The organism is Variovorax ginsengisoli (genome assembly GCF_030486595.1).
GTDB lineage: Bacteria > Pseudomonadota > Gammaproteobacteria > Burkholderiales > Burkholderiaceae_C > Variovorax > Variovorax ginsengisoli_B.
Window position 1 is genome coordinate 12,282 of the sequence record NZ_JAUJZH010000007.1, and the last position, 14,858, is coordinate 27,139.

Annotated in this window: 13 protein-coding genes; 11 read left to right on the top strand and 2 right to left on the bottom strand. The window is 66.8% G+C overall.

From position 1 onward, the window contains the following. Positions 1-7 precede the first annotated feature (7 nt). The gene (gene arsH, locus QZH52_RS11365; protein WP_301808260.1) at positions 8-724 is read left to right on the top strand and encodes an arsenical resistance protein ArsH; all 717 of its coding nucleotides are present in this window, start codon (positions 8-10) and stop codon (positions 722-724) included. Positions 725-886: 162 nt separating this feature from the next. Here the strand turns inward: arsH and QZH52_RS11370 are convergent, their stop codons facing one another. Continuing rightward, positions 887-2,524: an arylsulfatase gene (locus QZH52_RS11370; protein ID WP_436411568.1), complete on the bottom strand. Its 1,638-nt coding sequence runs from the start codon at positions 2,522-2,524 to the stop codon at positions 887-889. A gap of 152 nt (positions 2,525-2,676) precedes the next feature. Between QZH52_RS11370 and QZH52_RS11375 the strand changes: the two genes are divergently transcribed. The 9 genes from QZH52_RS11375 to QZH52_RS11415 all read left to right on the top strand — a co-directional run bounded on the left by QZH52_RS11375 (position 2,677) and on the right by QZH52_RS11415 (position 12,518). After that, on the top strand, positions 2,677-3,357 hold the full coding sequence (locus QZH52_RS11375; protein WP_301808263.1) for a TetR/AcrR family transcriptional regulator: 681 nt from the start codon (positions 2,677-2,679) through the stop codon (positions 3,355-3,357). Positions 3,358-3,418: 61 nt separating this feature from the next. Continuing rightward, positions 3,419-5,215 (top strand): acyl-CoA dehydrogenase C-terminal domain-containing protein, encoded by a 1,797-nt coding sequence (locus QZH52_RS11380; protein WP_301808265.1) that lies wholly within the window; start codon positions 3,419-3,421, stop codon positions 5,213-5,215. A 5-nt stretch (positions 5,216-5,220) separates the two neighbouring features. Next, positions 5,221-5,655 carry a DUF2147 domain-containing protein gene (locus QZH52_RS11385; protein ID WP_301808268.1) on the top strand — a complete coding sequence of 145 codons (435 nt, stop codon included), beginning with the start codon at positions 5,221-5,223 and terminating at the stop codon, positions 5,653-5,655. A 33-nt stretch (positions 5,656-5,688) separates the two neighbouring features. Further along, positions 5,689-8,088, top strand: a complete 2,400-nt coding sequence (locus tag QZH52_RS11390) for a 3-hydroxyacyl-CoA dehydrogenase/enoyl-CoA hydratase family protein (RefSeq protein ID WP_301808271.1) — start codon at positions 5,689-5,691, stop codon at positions 8,086-8,088. A gap of 11 nt (positions 8,089-8,099) precedes the next feature. Continuing rightward, positions 8,100-9,299 carry an acetyl-CoA C-acyltransferase gene (locus QZH52_RS11395; protein ID WP_301808274.1) on the top strand — a complete coding sequence of 400 codons (1,200 nt, stop codon included), beginning with the start codon at positions 8,100-8,102 and terminating at the stop codon, positions 9,297-9,299. A 1-nt stretch (position 9,300) separates the two neighbouring features. Next, a complete protein-coding gene (locus QZH52_RS11400; protein ID WP_301808279.1) occupies positions 9,301-10,203 on the top strand; it encodes an alpha/beta hydrolase family protein in 903 nt (300 codons plus the stop codon). A 28-nt stretch (positions 10,204-10,231) separates the two neighbouring features. After that, the gene (locus QZH52_RS11405; RefSeq protein WP_301808280.1) at positions 10,232-11,062 is read left to right on the top strand and encodes an acyl-CoA thioesterase; all 831 of its coding nucleotides are present in this window, start codon (positions 10,232-10,234) and stop codon (positions 11,060-11,062) included. Positions 11,063-11,104: 42 nt separating this feature from the next. Continuing rightward, positions 11,105-11,698, top strand: a complete 594-nt coding sequence (locus QZH52_RS11410; protein ID WP_301808314.1) for a 2-hydroxychromene-2-carboxylate isomerase — start codon at positions 11,105-11,107, stop codon at positions 11,696-11,698. Positions 11,699-11,753: 55 nt separating this feature from the next. Further along, positions 11,754-12,518, top strand: a complete 765-nt coding sequence (locus QZH52_RS11415; RefSeq protein ID WP_301808316.1) for an enoyl-CoA hydratase — start codon at positions 11,754-11,756, stop codon at positions 12,516-12,518. A 20-nt stretch (positions 12,519-12,538) separates the two neighbouring features. Here the strand turns inward: QZH52_RS11415 and QZH52_RS11420 are convergent, their stop codons facing one another. Next, entirely contained in the window at positions 12,539-12,961 is a 423-nt protein-coding gene (locus tag QZH52_RS11420; protein ID WP_301808318.1) for an acyl-CoA thioesterase, read from the bottom strand. Positions 12,962-13,022: 61 nt separating this feature from the next. On the opposite strand from QZH52_RS11420, the gene QZH52_RS11425 reads away from it, so the two are divergent. Next, a complete protein-coding gene (locus QZH52_RS11425) occupies positions 13,023-14,855 on the top strand; it encodes an ABCB family ABC transporter ATP-binding protein/permease (RefSeq protein ID WP_286534018.1) in 1,833 nt (610 codons plus the stop codon). The last annotated feature ends 3 nt before the right edge of the window (positions 14,856-14,858 follow it).

Sequence of the window (14,858 nt, forward strand, 5' to 3'; positions counted from 1 at the left end):
CGACGATATGTTCGACGCCATCTTCCCTGCGCTCGATGCCAGGCTGCTCGATCCGCCGACGCCCGAGCGCCTGGGCGTGCGCGAACCCTCGCGCCACAAACCGCGCTTCCTGATGCTCTATGGCTCCCTGCGCGAACGCTCCTACAGCCGCTTGGTCACCTTCGAGGCGGCCCGGCTGCTGGAGGCCATGGGCGGCGAGGTCAAGGTTTTCGACCCCGCCGGCCTGCCGCTGCCGGACAGCGAGCCGGACAGTCACCCCAAGGTCCAGGAACTGCGTGAGCTCGCCCGGTGGGCTGAGGGCATGGTCTGGACCTCCCCGGAGCGCCACGGCGCGATGACCGGCATCATGAAGGCCCAGGTCGACTGGATTCCTTTGGCCCTGGGCGCTGTGCGCCCCACGCAGGGCAAGACGCTGGCCGTCATGCAGGTCTCGGGCGGCTCGCAATCCTTCAACGCGGTGAACCAGATGCGCGTGCTTGGGCGCTGGATGCGCATGCTGACCATCCCCAACCAGTCGTCGGTCGCCAAGGCCTTTCTGGAATTCGACGAGGCGGGCCGGATGAAGCCGTCGAGCTACTACGACCGAATCGTGGACGTGATGGAAGAGCTCTTCAAGTTCACGCTGCTGACGCGCGATGTCAGCAGCTATCTGGTCGATCGGTACAGCGAGCGGAAGGAGAGTGCGGTGGCGCTTGCTTCCCGTGTCGATCAGCGGTCGATCTGAGGCGCATGGCACCCTTGGACTCGGAGCGGCAGTCCGGGTTCGACCCGGCCGCCCCATGTGGTGCTCAAGGATGGGGTGCTCGTGGCGATGCTGTCCCGAGGGAAATCCCCCAACTGAAAAGCCTGAGCGCAAAGGCCGGAGCATGAGCGTTCGACGGCAGGCCTACTTCGAAGCACCGCCGGCGGCGCTGAGCTTGGCATGCGCCTGTTCGACGGTGAAGCTCGCTGCTTTCTGCCTCGGCGGAAACTCCTTGAAGGTCTCCATGAACGCACCGACGACCGCCTGGGCCGTGAACATGCGATAGCCCTTCGACATGAACCAGTCGTAGTAGGTGTTGGAGGTGACGTCGGCGCGCTCCAGCGGGTCGGTGCGCAGGTTGAAGCACTTGGGCGTGCGCAACACGGTAAACGGGTCCATCCAGATCTTCAGCGTGCCCTCGGTGCGCTGTTCCATGAAGACGAACTTCCAGTTCTTCATGCGCACGGCGACGAGGTTGGAGTCGTCGTCGAAGTACATGAACCCTTCGCGGGGGCTCTTCACTCCCTCGGTGGTGAGGAATGGCAGCAGGTTGTAGCCATCGAGATGCACCTTGAACGTCTTGCCGGCTGCTGCGTGGCCCTTCTTGCACTTCTCGACGATTTCTGGCTCGCCTGCCATCGCGAGAAAGGTCGGCAGCCAGTCGTGGTGCTGCACGATGTCGTTGGACACCACCCCGGCCGGAATCCTGCCGGGCCAGCGCACCAGCAATGGAATGCGGAACGCGCCTTCCCAGTTCGTGTCCTTTTCGCTGCGAAACGGCGTCATGCCCGCGTCCGGCCAGGAGTTCATGTGAGGACCGTTGTCGGTCGAATACATGACGAAGGTGTCTTCGGCAAGGCCGAGTTCATCCAGCAGATCGAGCAGTCGGCCGACGTGCCGATCGTGGTCGATCATGGTGTCGTGATAGGTGGATTGGCTTTCGCCTGCCTGACCGACGCTCTTGGGCTTCGGATGCGTGCGGAAATGCATGTGGGTGGTGTTGACCCAGCAGAAGAAGGGCTGGTCGCCTTTGGCCTGTCGCCGGATGTAGTCTTCGGCCCCGGACACGATCTCGTCGTCGATCGTCTGCATGCGCTTGCGCGTCAGCGGGCCGGTGTCCTTGATCTTCTGCTTGCCGACCCGGCCCCAGCGGGGTTGATCGGTCTTGTCGTCCTTGTCGGTGGCCTGGCACTTGAGTACGCCGCGTGGAAGATACCTGGCGCGGAATCTCGGATCCGTCGGGTAGTCGGGATCCTCGGGATCTTCCTCGGCGTTCAGGTGATACAGGTTGCCGAAGAACTCGTCGAAGCCATGCACGGTGGGCAGGTACTTGTTCATGTCGCCCAGGTGGTTCTTTCCGAACTGCGCGGTGGCATAGCCCTGTGCTTTCAACAGCTCGGCAATGGTCGGGTCTTCAGCCTGCAGACCGATGTCGGCGCCCGGCATGCCGACCTTGGACAGGCCGGTGCGGTGCACGCTCTGCCCCGTGATGAAGGATGACCTGCCGGCCGTGCAACTCTGCTCGCCATACGAGTCGGTGAACATCATCCCTTCTCTCGCAAGCCGGTCGATGTTGGGCGTCCTGTAGCCCATCACCCCATGGCTGTAGCAGGACAGGTTGTAGATACCGATGTCGTCGCCCCAGATCACCAGAATGTTGGGTCTCCGCGTCTTGGCGAGCTGCTTTTTTGAGGCCACAGGAACTCCTTGTTGGGTAAAACTTGGAGAGTGCGCAAGAGCTGCCAGCGGCGCACTTGTACTTGTGGGCAGGAAGGCTTGCACTTTGGTGCAAGGGGGTGCGCTGCGTCCGGCGATCCCCACGCGGGTCTGACTTGGCAAAAGACCCCCAGACGCTGCGGGTCTTTGCACTTCCGGAAGCCCCAGAACTCCTGCAAAATAGCACGACCGTTCGTTTTATTCTTTCCCGCCCCTCGATGTCAGATACCGCCGTCCCCGCCAAGCCTTCCCGCGCGCCCGCCAAGGGTCAGCAGACCAAGGCCGTCATCATCGACGCGGCGCTCAATCTCGCGGCCCAGATCGGGCTCGAGGGCCTGTCGATCGGGGCCCTGGCCGAGGTCACGCAGATGAGCAAGTCGGGCGTCTTCGCCCACTTCGGCTCGCGGGAAGAACTGCAGATTTCGGTGGTGCGCGAATACCACCAGCGCTTCGAGCAGGAGGTGTTCTACCCCGCCATGAGCACCCCGCGCGGCCTGCCGCGGCTGCGCGCGATGTTCGCCAACTGGATGAAGCGCACCTCGGCCGAGATCGATTCGGGCTGCATCTACATCAGCGGCGCGGTCGAGTTCGACGACCGGCCGGGCCCGGTGCGCGACGCCCTGGCCGACTCGGTCAACACCTGGCTGGCAGCGATGTACCGCGCCGTGCTGCAGGCCCAGACCGAGGGCCACCTGCGCGCGGACGCCGACGCCAAGCAGATCGCCTTCGAGATCCATGCGCTGATCCTCGCGCTGCACTACGAAGCCCGCTTCCTGCGCTCGCCCGACTCGCTGGCCCGTGCCAATGCCGGTTTCGACAACATCCTGGCGCGCAGCGCCAACGACGCCGCGCCGGCCGCCAAGGCTCCCGCCGCCCGGCGCCTCAAGACCGTGCGCTGAGGCGCGCGACCCCGCTTTCTTCGCTTTCTTCATCTCTTCATCTTTTTCCGGAGACCCACCGATGCCCGCCTACACCCCGCCCCTGCGCGACATGCAGTTCGTGATGCACGAAGTGCTCAAGATCACCGACGAACTCAAGGCCATGCCCAAGCACGCCGAGGTGGATGCCGACACCATCAACGCGATCCTGGAAGAGGGCGGCAAGTTCGCCTCCGAGGTCACCTTCCCGCTCAACATCGGCGGCGATGAAGAAGGCTGCGTGCTCGACAAGACCACGCACGAGGTGAAGACGCCCAAGGGCTTCAAGGATGCCTACGCCAAGTTCGTCGAAGGCGGCTGGCCGGCACTGTCCTGTGATCCGGCCTACGGCGGCCAGGGCCTGCCCTACGCGGTCAACCAGTGCGTCTACGAGATGCTCAACTCGGCCAACCAGGCCTGGACCATGTACCCGGGCCTTTCGCACGGCGCCTACGAGGCCCTGGCCGCGCACGGCACCGACGAGCAGAAGAAGATCTACCTGCCCAAGCTCACTTCGGGCGAGTGGACCGGCACCATGTGCCTGACCGAACCCCATTGCGGCACCGACCTCGGCCTGCTGCGCACCAAGGCCGAACCGCAACCCGACGGCACCTACAAGATCACCGGCAACAAGATCTTCATCTCGGCCGGCGAACACGACATGACGTCGAACATCATCCACCTGGTGCTGGCCCGCCTGCCGGACGCGCCCAAGGGCAGCAAGGGCATCAGCCTGTTCGTGGTGCCCAAGTTCAACGTCAACGCCGACGGTTCGATCGGCAGCCGAAACGGCATCTTCTGCGCCGGCCTCGAGCACAAGATGGGCATCCACGGCAACGCCACCGCGCAGATCGTGATCGAGGGCGCCACCGGCACCCTGGTCGGCCAGCCCAACAAGGGCCTGGCGGCGATGTTCGTGATGATGAACGCGGCCCGTCTGGGCGTCGGCAACCAGTCGCTGGGCCTGACCGAAGTCGCGTTCCAGAACGCGCTGGCCTATGCCAAGGACCGCACCCAGATGCGCTCGCTGTCGGGCGTCAAGGCCAAGGACAAGGACGCCGACCCGATCATCGTGCACCCCGACGTGCGCAAGATGCTGATGACCGCCAAGGCCTATGCCGAAGGCGGCCGCGCGCTGGCGATCTTCTGCACCCTGCTGCTCGACAAGGAGCACAACCATCCCGACGAGAAGGTGCGCAAGGACTCGGGCGAAGTGGTCGCGCTGCTGACGCCGATTGTGAAGGCCTTCATCACGGACAACGGCCACACCGCGACCAACGCCTGCATGCAGGTCTTCGGCGGCCATGGCTTCATCAAGGAATGGGGCATGGAGCAATTCGTGCGCGACAACCGCATCAACATGATCTATGAAGGCACCAACACGATCCAGTCGCTGGACCTGCTGGGCCGCAAGATCCTCGGCAACAACGGCGCGACCCTGAAGAAGTTCGGCAAGCTGGTCGGCAAGCTGGTCGAGGAAGAGGGCGTCAACGAGAGGATGAGCGAGTTCATCACGCCGGTGGCGGTGCTGGGCGAGCAGCTCACCAAGTTCACGACCGAGATCGGCTTCAAGGGCTTCCAGAACCCAGACGAAGTCGGCGCCGCCGCGGTGGACTACCTGCGCGTCGCGGGCCACTTCGTGTTCGGCTACATGTTCGCGCTGATGGCGCGCACCGCGCTGCGCGAGATCGCGGCCGGCAACACCGACCCGTTCTATGTCGCCAAGCTGCAGACCGCGCGCTTCTACTTCGCCAAGCTGTTCCCCGAGACCGCGACGCTGATGCGCACCGCGCGCGCCGGCAGCGCGCCGCTGATGAACACCGACGCCGCGCTGGCCTGAACGCCATGAAAGCCCTGCTCGCAGCGATCGCCCTGGCGGCCTCGGCCGCCTCCGCCATGGCCCAGATGACCCCGGTGGGCGTCTGGCGCAGCGTTGACGACAAGACCGGCGAATCGAAGGCCGAGATCCGCATCGCCGAATCGGGCGGCGCGCTGGCCGGCCGCATCGAGAAGACGCTGCGCAAGGACGCCAAGCCCGACGCGGTGTGCGACGAGTGCACCGACGAGCGCAAGGGCAAGCCGATCGCCGGGCTGGAGATCATCCGCGGCGGCAAGAAGGCCGAGGGCAAGGACGTCTGGGAAGGCGGCCGGATCCTCGACCCCGAGAACGGCAAGGAATACCGCGCCAGCTTCACGCCGATCGACGGCGGCAAGAAGCTCGAAGTGCGCGGCTACCTGGGCCCCTTCTGGCGCACCCAAACCTGGATGCGTGTGCAGTAAGCACGCGCGTTCCACATCAAGAAGCAAACCACCATGTCCAGATTCCAAGTGAAAAAGGTCGCCGTGCTCGGCGCCGGCGTGATGGGCGCGCAGATCGCGGCCCACCTCGTCAATGTGCGCGTGCCGGTCGTGCTGTTCGATCTTCCCGCCAAGGAAGGCCCGAAGAACGGCATCGTCATGCGCGCCATCGACAACCTCAAGAAGCTCAAGCCCGCGCCGCTGGCCGACGTGGCCGATGCCGGCCTGATCGAGCAGGCCAACTACGAGACCGATCTCGCCAAGCTCGGCGAATGCGACCTCGTGATCGAAGCCATTGCCGAGCGCATGGACTGGAAGCTCGATCTCTACAAGAAGATCGCGCCGCACGTCGCCAAGCACGCGATCCTGGCCTCGAACACCTCGGGCCTGTCGATCACCAAGCTCAGCGAGGCATTGCCCGAGGCGCTCAAGCCTCGCTTCTGCGGCATTCACTTCTTCAATCCGCCGCGCTACATGTTCCTGGTCGAGCTGATCAACACGCCGACCACCGAGCCCGAAGTGCTCGACCAGCTCGAGACCTTCGTCACCAGCGCGCTCGGCAAGGGCGTGGTGCGGGCGCACGACACGCCCAACTTCATCGCCAACCGGGTCGGCATCGCCGGCATGCTGGCCACCTTGAAGGAAGTCGAGAAGTTCGGCCTCACGCCCGACGTGGTGGACGACCTCACGGGCAAGAAGCTCGGCCGCGCGAGCTCGGGCACCTTCCGCACCGCCGACGTCGTGGGCCTGGACACCATGGCCCACGTGGTCAAGACGCTGCAGGACAACCTCGACGAGAAGAGCGATCCGTTCTATGCCAACTTCGCGACGCCGCCGGTGCTCGCCAAGCTGCTCGAACTCGGCAACCTGGGCCAGAAGACCAAGGCCGGCTTCTTCAAGAAGGCCGGGCGCGACATCCTGCGCTTCGATCTGGCCAAGGGCGAGTACGTGCCCTCGGGCGACAAGGCCGACGAGGTCTATGGCCGCATGCTCAAGAAGCCGGCGGCACAGCGCCTGAAGCTGCTGCGCGAGAGCGAGGGCGCACAGGGCCAGTTCCTCTGGGCGATCCTGCGCGACAGTTTCCACTACGCCGCGGTGCATCTCGCGACCATCGCCGAGAGCGCGCGCGACATCGACTTCGCGATGCGCTGGGGCTTCGGCATGAAGCAGGGCCCGTTCGAGCTCTGGCAGGAAGCCGGCTGGACGCAGGTCGCCAAGTGGATCCAGGAAGACATCGATGCGGGCAAGGCGCTGTCGACCGCACCGCTGCCGAAGTGGGTGTTCGACGGCCCGGTGGCCGAAGCCGGCGGCGTCCACACCCCAGCGGGTTCGTGGAGCGCCTCGAAGAGCAGCTTCGTCGCCGCCCGCAAGCTGCCGGTGCATGAACGCCAGCTGTTCCCCGAGAGCGTGCTCGGCGCCGATGCGCCGGATGCCAACAAGGCCGGCACCACGATCCAGGACGAAGGCGACGTGCGCCTCTGGACCCTCGATGGCGAGGTGCTGATCGCCAGCATCCATTCGAAGATGCACGCCATCAGCCCGGACGTCGCCGAGGCCCTGGCGGCCGGCGTCGAGCTGGCCGAGAAGGAATACAAGGCGATGGTGATCTGGTCGCCCGACGAGATGTTCTCGGTCGGCGCCGACCTGCAGGCGATGCTGCCGGCCTTCGTGGTCGCCGGCATCGGCGCGGTCGAAGGCGCGGAGCAGGAGCTGCAGAACGTCATGCTCAAGATCCGCTATGCCAGCGTGCCGGTGGTGTCCGCCGTGCGCGGCCTGGCGCTCGGCGGCGGCTGCGAACTGGCGGTGCATTCGGCGAAGCGTGTCGCCGCGATGGAAAGCTACATCGGCCTGGTGGAAGTCGGCGTCGGCCTGATCCCCGGTGCCGGCGGCCTGACCTACATCGCGCGCCGCGCGGCCGAGAATGCGGCGGCATCGACCGGCAGCGACCTGCTGCCCTTCCTGACCGAGGGCTTCACCGCCGCGGCCATGGCGAAGGTCGGCACCAGCGCGCTCGAATCGAAGAAGCTCGGCTACCTGCTCGACAGCGATGTCGTGGTGCCGAACAAGGACGAGCTGCTGTACGTGGCATTGCAGCAGGCCAAGGCGATGGCCGACGCCGGCTGGCGCCCGCCGCTGCGCCGCCAGTTCAAGGTTGCGGGCCGCAGCGGCGCCGCCACCATCAAGGGCCAGCTGGTCAACATGCGCGACGGTGGCTTCATCAGCGCGCACGACTTCCACATCGCGAGCCTGATCGCCGAAGTGGTCACCGGCGGCGACATCGATGCCGGCTCGCTGGTCACCGAGGAATACCTGATGGCGCTGGAACGCAAGGCGTTCTGCTCGCTCATCGTGCATCCCAAGACGCAGGAACGCATCATGGGCATGCTCTCGACCGGCAAGCCCGTGCGCAACTAAGGACAGACACCATGAGCAAGCAAGTACAAGACGCCTACATCGTCTCCGCCACCCGCACGCCGATCGGCAAGTCGCACCGCGGCTACTTCCGCAACTACCGCCCCGACGACCTGCTCGCGACCACGCTGAAGGCGGCGCTGGCGGCCGTGCCCGGGCTCGATCCGAAGGCGATCGAGGACATCATCTGCGGCTGCGCGATTCCCGAATCGCAGCAGGGCCTCAACGTGGCGCGCATCGGCGCCGTGCTCGCCGGCCTGCCCGACAGCATCGGCGGCATCACGGTCAACCGCTTCTGCGCCTCCGGCCTGTCGGCGGTGCAGATGGCGGCCGACCGCATCCGCGTCGGCGAGGCCGAAGTGATGATTGCCGCCGGCGTCGAGAGCATGAGCATGGTGCCGATGATGGGCAACTCGCCCTCGCTGTCGCCCTCGATCTTCGAGCGCGAAGGCGACGTCGGCATCGCCTACGGCATGGGCCTGACCGCCGAGAAGGTGGCCCAGCAGTGGAAGGTGAGCCGCGAGGCGCAGGACGCCTTCGCGCTCGAGTCGCACCGCCGCGCGCTGGCCGCCCAGCAGGCCGGCGAGTTCGCCGACGAGATCACGCCGATCGAAGTCACCGACCGCACGCCCGACCTCGCCACCGGCGAGTCGGTGGCCAAGAGCCGCATCGTCAGCCTCGATGAGGGCGCGCGTCCCGACACCACGCTCGAAGGCCTGGCCAAGCTGCGCACCGTGTTCGCGGCCCGCGGCTCGGTCACGGCCGGCAACAGCTCGCAGACCTCGGACGGCGCCGGCGCGCTGATCCTGGCCAGCGAGAAGGCCTGCAAGCAGTACGACCTGAAGCCGCTGGCGCGCTTCGTGAGCTTCGCCAGCAAGGGCGTGCCGCCGCACATCATGGGCATCGGCCCGATCGAGGCGATCCCGGCCGCGCTGCGCTATGCCGGCCTGACGCAGGACGCGATCGACTGGATCGAGCTCAACGAGGCCTTCGCGGCGCAGTCGCTGGCGGTGATCAACACGCTGGGCCTCGATCCGGCCAAGGTCAATCCGATGGGCGGCGCGATCGCGCTGGGCCATCCGCTCGGCGCCACGGGCGCGATCCGCTCCGCGACCGTGATCCACGCGCTGCAGCGCAAGAAGCTCAAGTACGGCATGGTCACGATGTGCGTGGGCATGGGGCAGGGCGCGGCGGGGATCTTCGAGCGGGTGTGAGATGGAGCACCGCAGCCTGCAGGTCGACGAGGGCGTGCGGATCGCCGTGCGCCTCTATGAGCCGGACGGAGCGCCGCGCGCCAGCGTGGTGATCGGCGGCGCGATGGGCGTGCGGCAGGCTTTCTACGAGCCTTTCGCACGCTGGCTGACACAGCAGGGCCTGCGGGTCTGGACCTTCGACTATCGCGGCTGCGGGGAGTCTCGCCCGGCCGATGCGGCCGCCTCGCTGCGCGGATTCGAGGCCGACCTCTTCGACTGGACGCGGGACTACGAGGCCGTGATCGATGCGGCCAAGGCGGGTGGGCGAGACATTCCGCTCTATCTGCTGGGCCACAGCCTGGGCGCCCAGTTGCCGGGTTTTCTGCAGCGTCCGCAGCAGGTCGATGGCCTGATCAGCATCGCCGCCGGCAGCGGCTACTGGCGCGAGAACGCGCCGCGTCTGAAGCGCGGCGTCCTCTACTTCTGGTATCTCCTGGTGCCGCTGGCGACGCGAATCTGGGGCTACTTCCCTGGCACCCGGCTGCGCAAGGTCGGCGACCTGCCGCGCGGCGTGATCCTGCAATGGCGCCGCTGGTGCCTCGATCCTCGCTACGGCATGGGCGCCGAGGGCGAAGCGGCCGTTCGAAGCTATGGCAAGGTCCGCTTTCCGGTGCTGGCGCTCTCGATGACCGATGACGAACTGATGACGCTGGAGGGCACGCAAAGCCTGCTGAGCTTCTACAGCGGTGCACCCAGCGCGCTGCAGCGCATCGCGCCCGCGGACGTGCAGGCCCGGCGGATCGGCCATTTCGGGTTGTTCCGCGAGCAGTTCAGCCAGAGCCTGTGGCCGAGGGTGGCCGACAGCCTGCACGACCTGGCGGCGCTGACGGCGCCCGCCCGAAACGTCCCGCACACGACTGCGTGACCGGCCCTCACGGAGGCACACTGCGCCCATGAAGACACACCCCCTCGACAAGGCCCTCGACCTGGTGCACAGCGATATCCAGGCGGGGTGCTTCACCGGTGCCACGAGCCCGGACTACTGGAACATGGTCGGCCCCTTCGGCGGCACGACCGCCGCCGTGATGCTGCAGGCCGTGCTGCGGCATCCCGACCTGCTCGGCGAGCCGGTCGCCGTCACGGTGAACTACGCGGCAGCGGTGGGCGAGGGCGCCTTCGAGGTGCTCGCCGTGCCGGTGCGCACCAACCGCTCGACCCAGCACTGGACGATCCAGATGTCGCAGGCCGGCGCCGACGGCAGGCCGCACGTGACCACCACGGGCACCGCGGTCACCGCGGTCCGGCGCGAGACCTGGGGCACCAGCGACCTGCCGATGCCCGAGGCACCTCCGCCGGCGGCGATCGAGCGCGCGAGCATCGGGCCGGCCCGGGCCGCCTGGCTCGGCCAGTACGAGATGCGGCCGATCATCGGATCGATCCCGACCGAATGGGACGGCAGCGGCGAGGCCAGCGAGACGCGCATGTGGATCCGCGACGCCGAACCCCGGCCGCTCGACTTCGCGGCGCTCATGGCGCTCAGCGACACCTTCTACCCGCGCGTCTGGCTGCGGCGCGCCAAGCCGGTGCCGATCGGCACCGTGTCGATCACCACCTACTTCCACACCGACGGTGCGCTGCTGGCCGAGGTCGGCACCGGCTACCTGCTGGGCCGGGCCACCGGGCAGCAGTTCAGCAACGGCTACTTCGACCAGGCGGCGCAGCTCTGGAGCGAGTCGGGCGCGCTGCTGGCGACCAGCAACCAGATCGTCTACTTCAAGGAATGAGTGCCCTGCCGCGACAATGAACGGCAGCACAAGGAGACACGCATGACGACGAAATCCGTCGATTTCTATTTCGACTTCGGCAGCCCGGCCGCCTACCTGGCCTATACGCAGCTGCCGCACCTGTGCGCCGACACCGGCGCTGCGCTGGTCTGGAAGCCGATGCTGCTGGGCGGCGTGTTCCAGGCCACCGGCAACCGCTCGCCTGCCGAGGTGCCGGCCAAGCGGCCCTACATGAATGCCGACCTGAAGCGCTTCGCCGCGCGCTACGGCGTTCCGTTCAGGCACAACCCGAACTTCCCGATCAACACGCTGCTGCTGATGCGCGGCGCCACGGGCCTGCAGATGCGCGAGCCCGAGCGCTTCCGCGCCTATGTCGATGCGATCTACCACGCGATGTGGGTCGAGCCGCAGAATCTCAACGATGCCGCGACCGTCGGCGCCGTGCTGCAGGCGGCCGGCTTCGACGCGGCCCGGCTGCTGGCCCTGGCCAACGACCAGGAGGTCAAGGACCGGCTCAAGGCCAACACCGAGGAAGCCGTGCAGCGCGGCATCTTCGGCGCGCCGACCATGTTCGTCGGCGACCAGATGTTCTGGGGCCAGGACCGGCTCGACTTCGTTCGAGAAGCCCTGGCCTGACCGTGGGCCCCGCCCGGCGGCGGCCTGATCCCCTCGTTTTTTCCAAGGACCCCCCATGAGCGACATCCTCGTCCACACCGAAGCCGGTGTGATGACCCTGACCTTCAACCGTCTCGACAAGAAGAACTCGATCACCAGCGCGATGTACGGCGAGCTGGCCGACGCTCTGGCCCGGGCCGAGCAGGACGGCGCGGTGCGCGCGGTACTGATCCAGGGCGACGCCACGATCTTCAGCGCCGGCAACGACATCGGCGACTTCCTCAACCAGCCGCCTTCGACCCAGGAGTCGCCGGTGTTCCGCTTCCTGCGCGGCATCGCCACCTTTCCGAAGCCGATCGTGGCGGCGGTCTGCGGTCCGGCGGTGGGCATCGGCACCACGATGCTGTTCCATTGCGACCTGGTCTACGCCGGCGACAACGCGGCCTTCTCGATGCCCTTCGTGAACCTGGGCTTGTGTCCCGAGGCTGCGTCCAGTCTGCTGGTGCCGCAGATGTTCGGCTACCACCGCGCGGCCGAGGCGCTGCTGTTGGGCGAACCCTTCATGGCCGAGGCGGCGCTCGAGGTCGGGCTGGTCAATCGCGTGGTGCCGCCCACCGAAGCCAATGCCATCGCGCAGGCGCAGGCCCGCAAGCTGGCGGCCAAGCCGCTGACCGCTCTGATCGAGACCAAGCGCCTGATGAAGAAGTCGCAGCAGCCCGCGCTGCTGGAGCGCATGGGCGAGGAGGGTCAGAGTTTCGGCCGCATGCTGCGCGAGCCGGCGGCGCGCGAGGCCTTCACGGCCTTCATGGAGAAGCGCAAGCCGGATTTTTCGAAGGTCTGAGCGGCGGTGGGACGGACTGATCAGTCCTTTTCGATCGGCCGCGGCCGCCCGTCGTCGTCTATCGCGACGTAGGTAAAAGTCGCCTCGGTCACCTTGATGTACTCGCCCTGCGCCCGGAAGCGCTCGGCGAAGACCTCGACCGTGACCGTGACCGAGGTGCGCCCGATGCGCACCAGCTTCGAATAGAACGACAGGATGTCGCCCAACCGCACCGGCTGCTTGAAGATGAATTCGTTGACCGCCACGGTCGCCATCCGGCCCTTGGCGTAGCGCGCCGGAATCACCGAGCCGGCCAGGTCGCACTGGGCCATGACCCAGCCGCCGAAGATGTCGCCGTTGGCGTTGCAGTCGGCGGGCATGGGGATCACCTTGAGCACCAGCTCCATGTCGGCCGGCAGGCTCTTGAGCGTGGCGGGGAGGTTGGCGCTGGAATCTGCGGACATGGGCACAATCTGGGGTCGGGTCGTCAGACCCTTCTGAAAACAACAGCCACGATTGTCTCCCATGCGCCGCAGCGGCGAAGCACTTTCCTCTCCCCACCCCACCTCGGCCGGCACGCCCGCCCGCAGCGACCGATCCGACTGGGCGACGCTGCGGCGTCTGTTTCCGTACCTCTGGCGTTACAAATGGCGCGTCATGGCGGCGCTGGCCTTCATGGTCGGCGCCAAGGTCGCCAATGTGGGCGTGCCGGTGCTGCTCAAGAACCTGGTCGACGCGATGTCGATCAAGCCCGGCAGCGCCGCCTCGCTGCTGGTGGTGCCGGTGGGGCTGCTGGTCGCCTACGGGCTGCTGCGGCTGTCGACCGCGGTCTTCAACGAGCTGCGCGAGCTGGTCTTCGCCAAGGCCACCGAGGGCGCGGCGCGCAGCATCTCGCTGGAGGTGTTCCAGCACCTGCATGCGCTGAGCCTGCGCTTCCACCTGGAGCGCCAGACCGGCGGCATGACGCGCGACATCGAGCGCGGCACGCGCGGCGTGCATTCGCTGATCTCGATGTCGCTCTACAGCATCGTGCCGACGATCATCGAGCTGACGCTGGTGCTGACCATCCTGGGCGTGAAATTCGACTCGGGCTTCGTCTGGATCACGCTGGCCGCGCTGGTGGTCTACATCTCCTTCACGGTGGTCGTGACCGAATGGCGGACCCAGTTCCGCAAGACCATGAACGAGCTCGACTCGGTGGCGCAGAGCCGCGCGGTCGATTCGCTGCTCAATTACGAGACGGTCAAGTACTTCAACAACGAGGGCTTCGAGGCCGGCCGCTACGACGCCAGCCTGGAGCGCTACCGCAAGGCGGCGGTCAAGAGCCAGACCACGCTCAGCATGCTGAACGCGGGCCAGCAGTGCCTGATCGCGATCAGCCTGGTGGCGATGCTCTACCGAGCCACGCAGGGCGTGGTCGACGGCCACATGACGCTGGGCGACCTGGTGATGGTCAACGCCTTCATGATCCAGCTCTACATCCCGCTCAATTTCCTGGGCGTGATCTACCGCGAGATCAAGCAGAGCCTGACCGACCTCGACAAGATGTTCGTGCTGCTCGAGAAGGAGCGCGAGGTGCGCGACGCGCCGGAGGCCCGGCCGCTGGCGGGCCACGATTCGACGGTGCGCTTCGAGGACGTCAGCTTTGCCTACGAGGCGGCGCGGCCGATCCTGAAGCACGTGAGCTTCGAGATTCCGGCCGGCAAGACGGTGGCCGTGGTCGGCCCGTCGGGCTCCGGCAAGTCGACGCTGGCCCGATTGCTCTACCGCTTCTACGACGTCCAGCAGGGCCGCATCACGATCGGCGGCGAGGACATCCGGCAGGTGACGCAGGCCAGCGTGCGGCAGGCGATCGGCATCGTGCCGCAGGACACGGTGCTGTTCAACGACACGGTCGAATACAACATCGCCTATGGCCGGCCGGGCGCCAGCCGCGAGGAGGTGGAGGAGGCCGCGCGGGCGGCGCGCATCCACGACTTCATCGTCCACACGCCCAAGGGCTACGAGACCATGGTCGGCGAGCGCGGGCTGAAGCTCTCGGGCGGCGAGAAGCAGCGGGTGGCGATCGCGCGCACCCTGCTCAAGAACCCGCCGATCGTGATCTTCGACGAGGCCACCTCGGCGCTGGACTCGGCCAACGAGCGGGCGATCCAGTCGGAGCTCAAGAGCGCGGCGCGCAACAAGACCACGCTGGTGATCGCGCACCGCCTGTCGACGGTGGTCGACGCGCACGAGATCCTGGTGCTCGAGAGCGGCGTGATCGTCGAGCGCGGCACCCATGCGCAGTTGCTGGAAGGCCAGGGCAAGTACGCCCAGATGTGGCGCTTGCAGAAGCTCGAGGCCGAGCCGGTGCTGTGAACC

Excerpts from the sequence above, each read along its gene's own strand:
- arsH (WP_301808260.1), top strand. The coding sequence starts at position 8 with ATGTTCGACGCCATCTTCCCTGCGCTCGATGCCAGGCTGCTCGATCCG.
- QZH52_RS11375 (WP_301808263.1), top strand. The coding sequence starts at position 2,677 with ATGTCAGATACCGCCGTCCCCGCCAAGCCTTCCCGCGCGCCCGCCAAG.
- QZH52_RS11380 (WP_301808265.1), top strand. The coding sequence starts at position 3,419 with ATGCCCGCCTACACCCCGCCCCTGCGCGACATGCAGTTCGTGATGCAC.
- QZH52_RS11385 (WP_301808268.1), top strand. The coding sequence starts at position 5,221 with ATGAAAGCCCTGCTCGCAGCGATCGCCCTGGCGGCCTCGGCCGCCTCC.
- QZH52_RS11390 (WP_301808271.1), top strand. The coding sequence starts at position 5,689 with ATGTCCAGATTCCAAGTGAAAAAGGTCGCCGTGCTCGGCGCCGGCGTG.
- QZH52_RS11395 (WP_301808274.1), top strand. The coding sequence starts at position 8,100 with ATGAGCAAGCAAGTACAAGACGCCTACATCGTCTCCGCCACCCGCACG.
- QZH52_RS11400 (WP_301808279.1), top strand. The coding sequence starts at position 9,301 with ATGGAGCACCGCAGCCTGCAGGTCGACGAGGGCGTGCGGATCGCCGTG.
- QZH52_RS11405 (WP_301808280.1), top strand. The coding sequence starts at position 10,232 with ATGAAGACACACCCCCTCGACAAGGCCCTCGACCTGGTGCACAGCGAT.
- QZH52_RS11410 (WP_301808314.1), top strand. The coding sequence starts at position 11,105 with ATGACGACGAAATCCGTCGATTTCTATTTCGACTTCGGCAGCCCGGCC.
- QZH52_RS11415 (WP_301808316.1), top strand. The coding sequence starts at position 11,754 with ATGAGCGACATCCTCGTCCACACCGAAGCCGGTGTGATGACCCTGACC.
- QZH52_RS11420 (WP_301808318.1), bottom strand. The coding sequence starts at position 12,961 with ATGTCCGCAGATTCCAGCGCCAACCTCCCCGCCACGCTCAAGAGCCTG.
- QZH52_RS11425 (WP_286534018.1), top strand. The coding sequence starts at position 13,023 with ATGCGCCGCAGCGGCGAAGCACTTTCCTCTCCCCACCCCACCTCGGCC.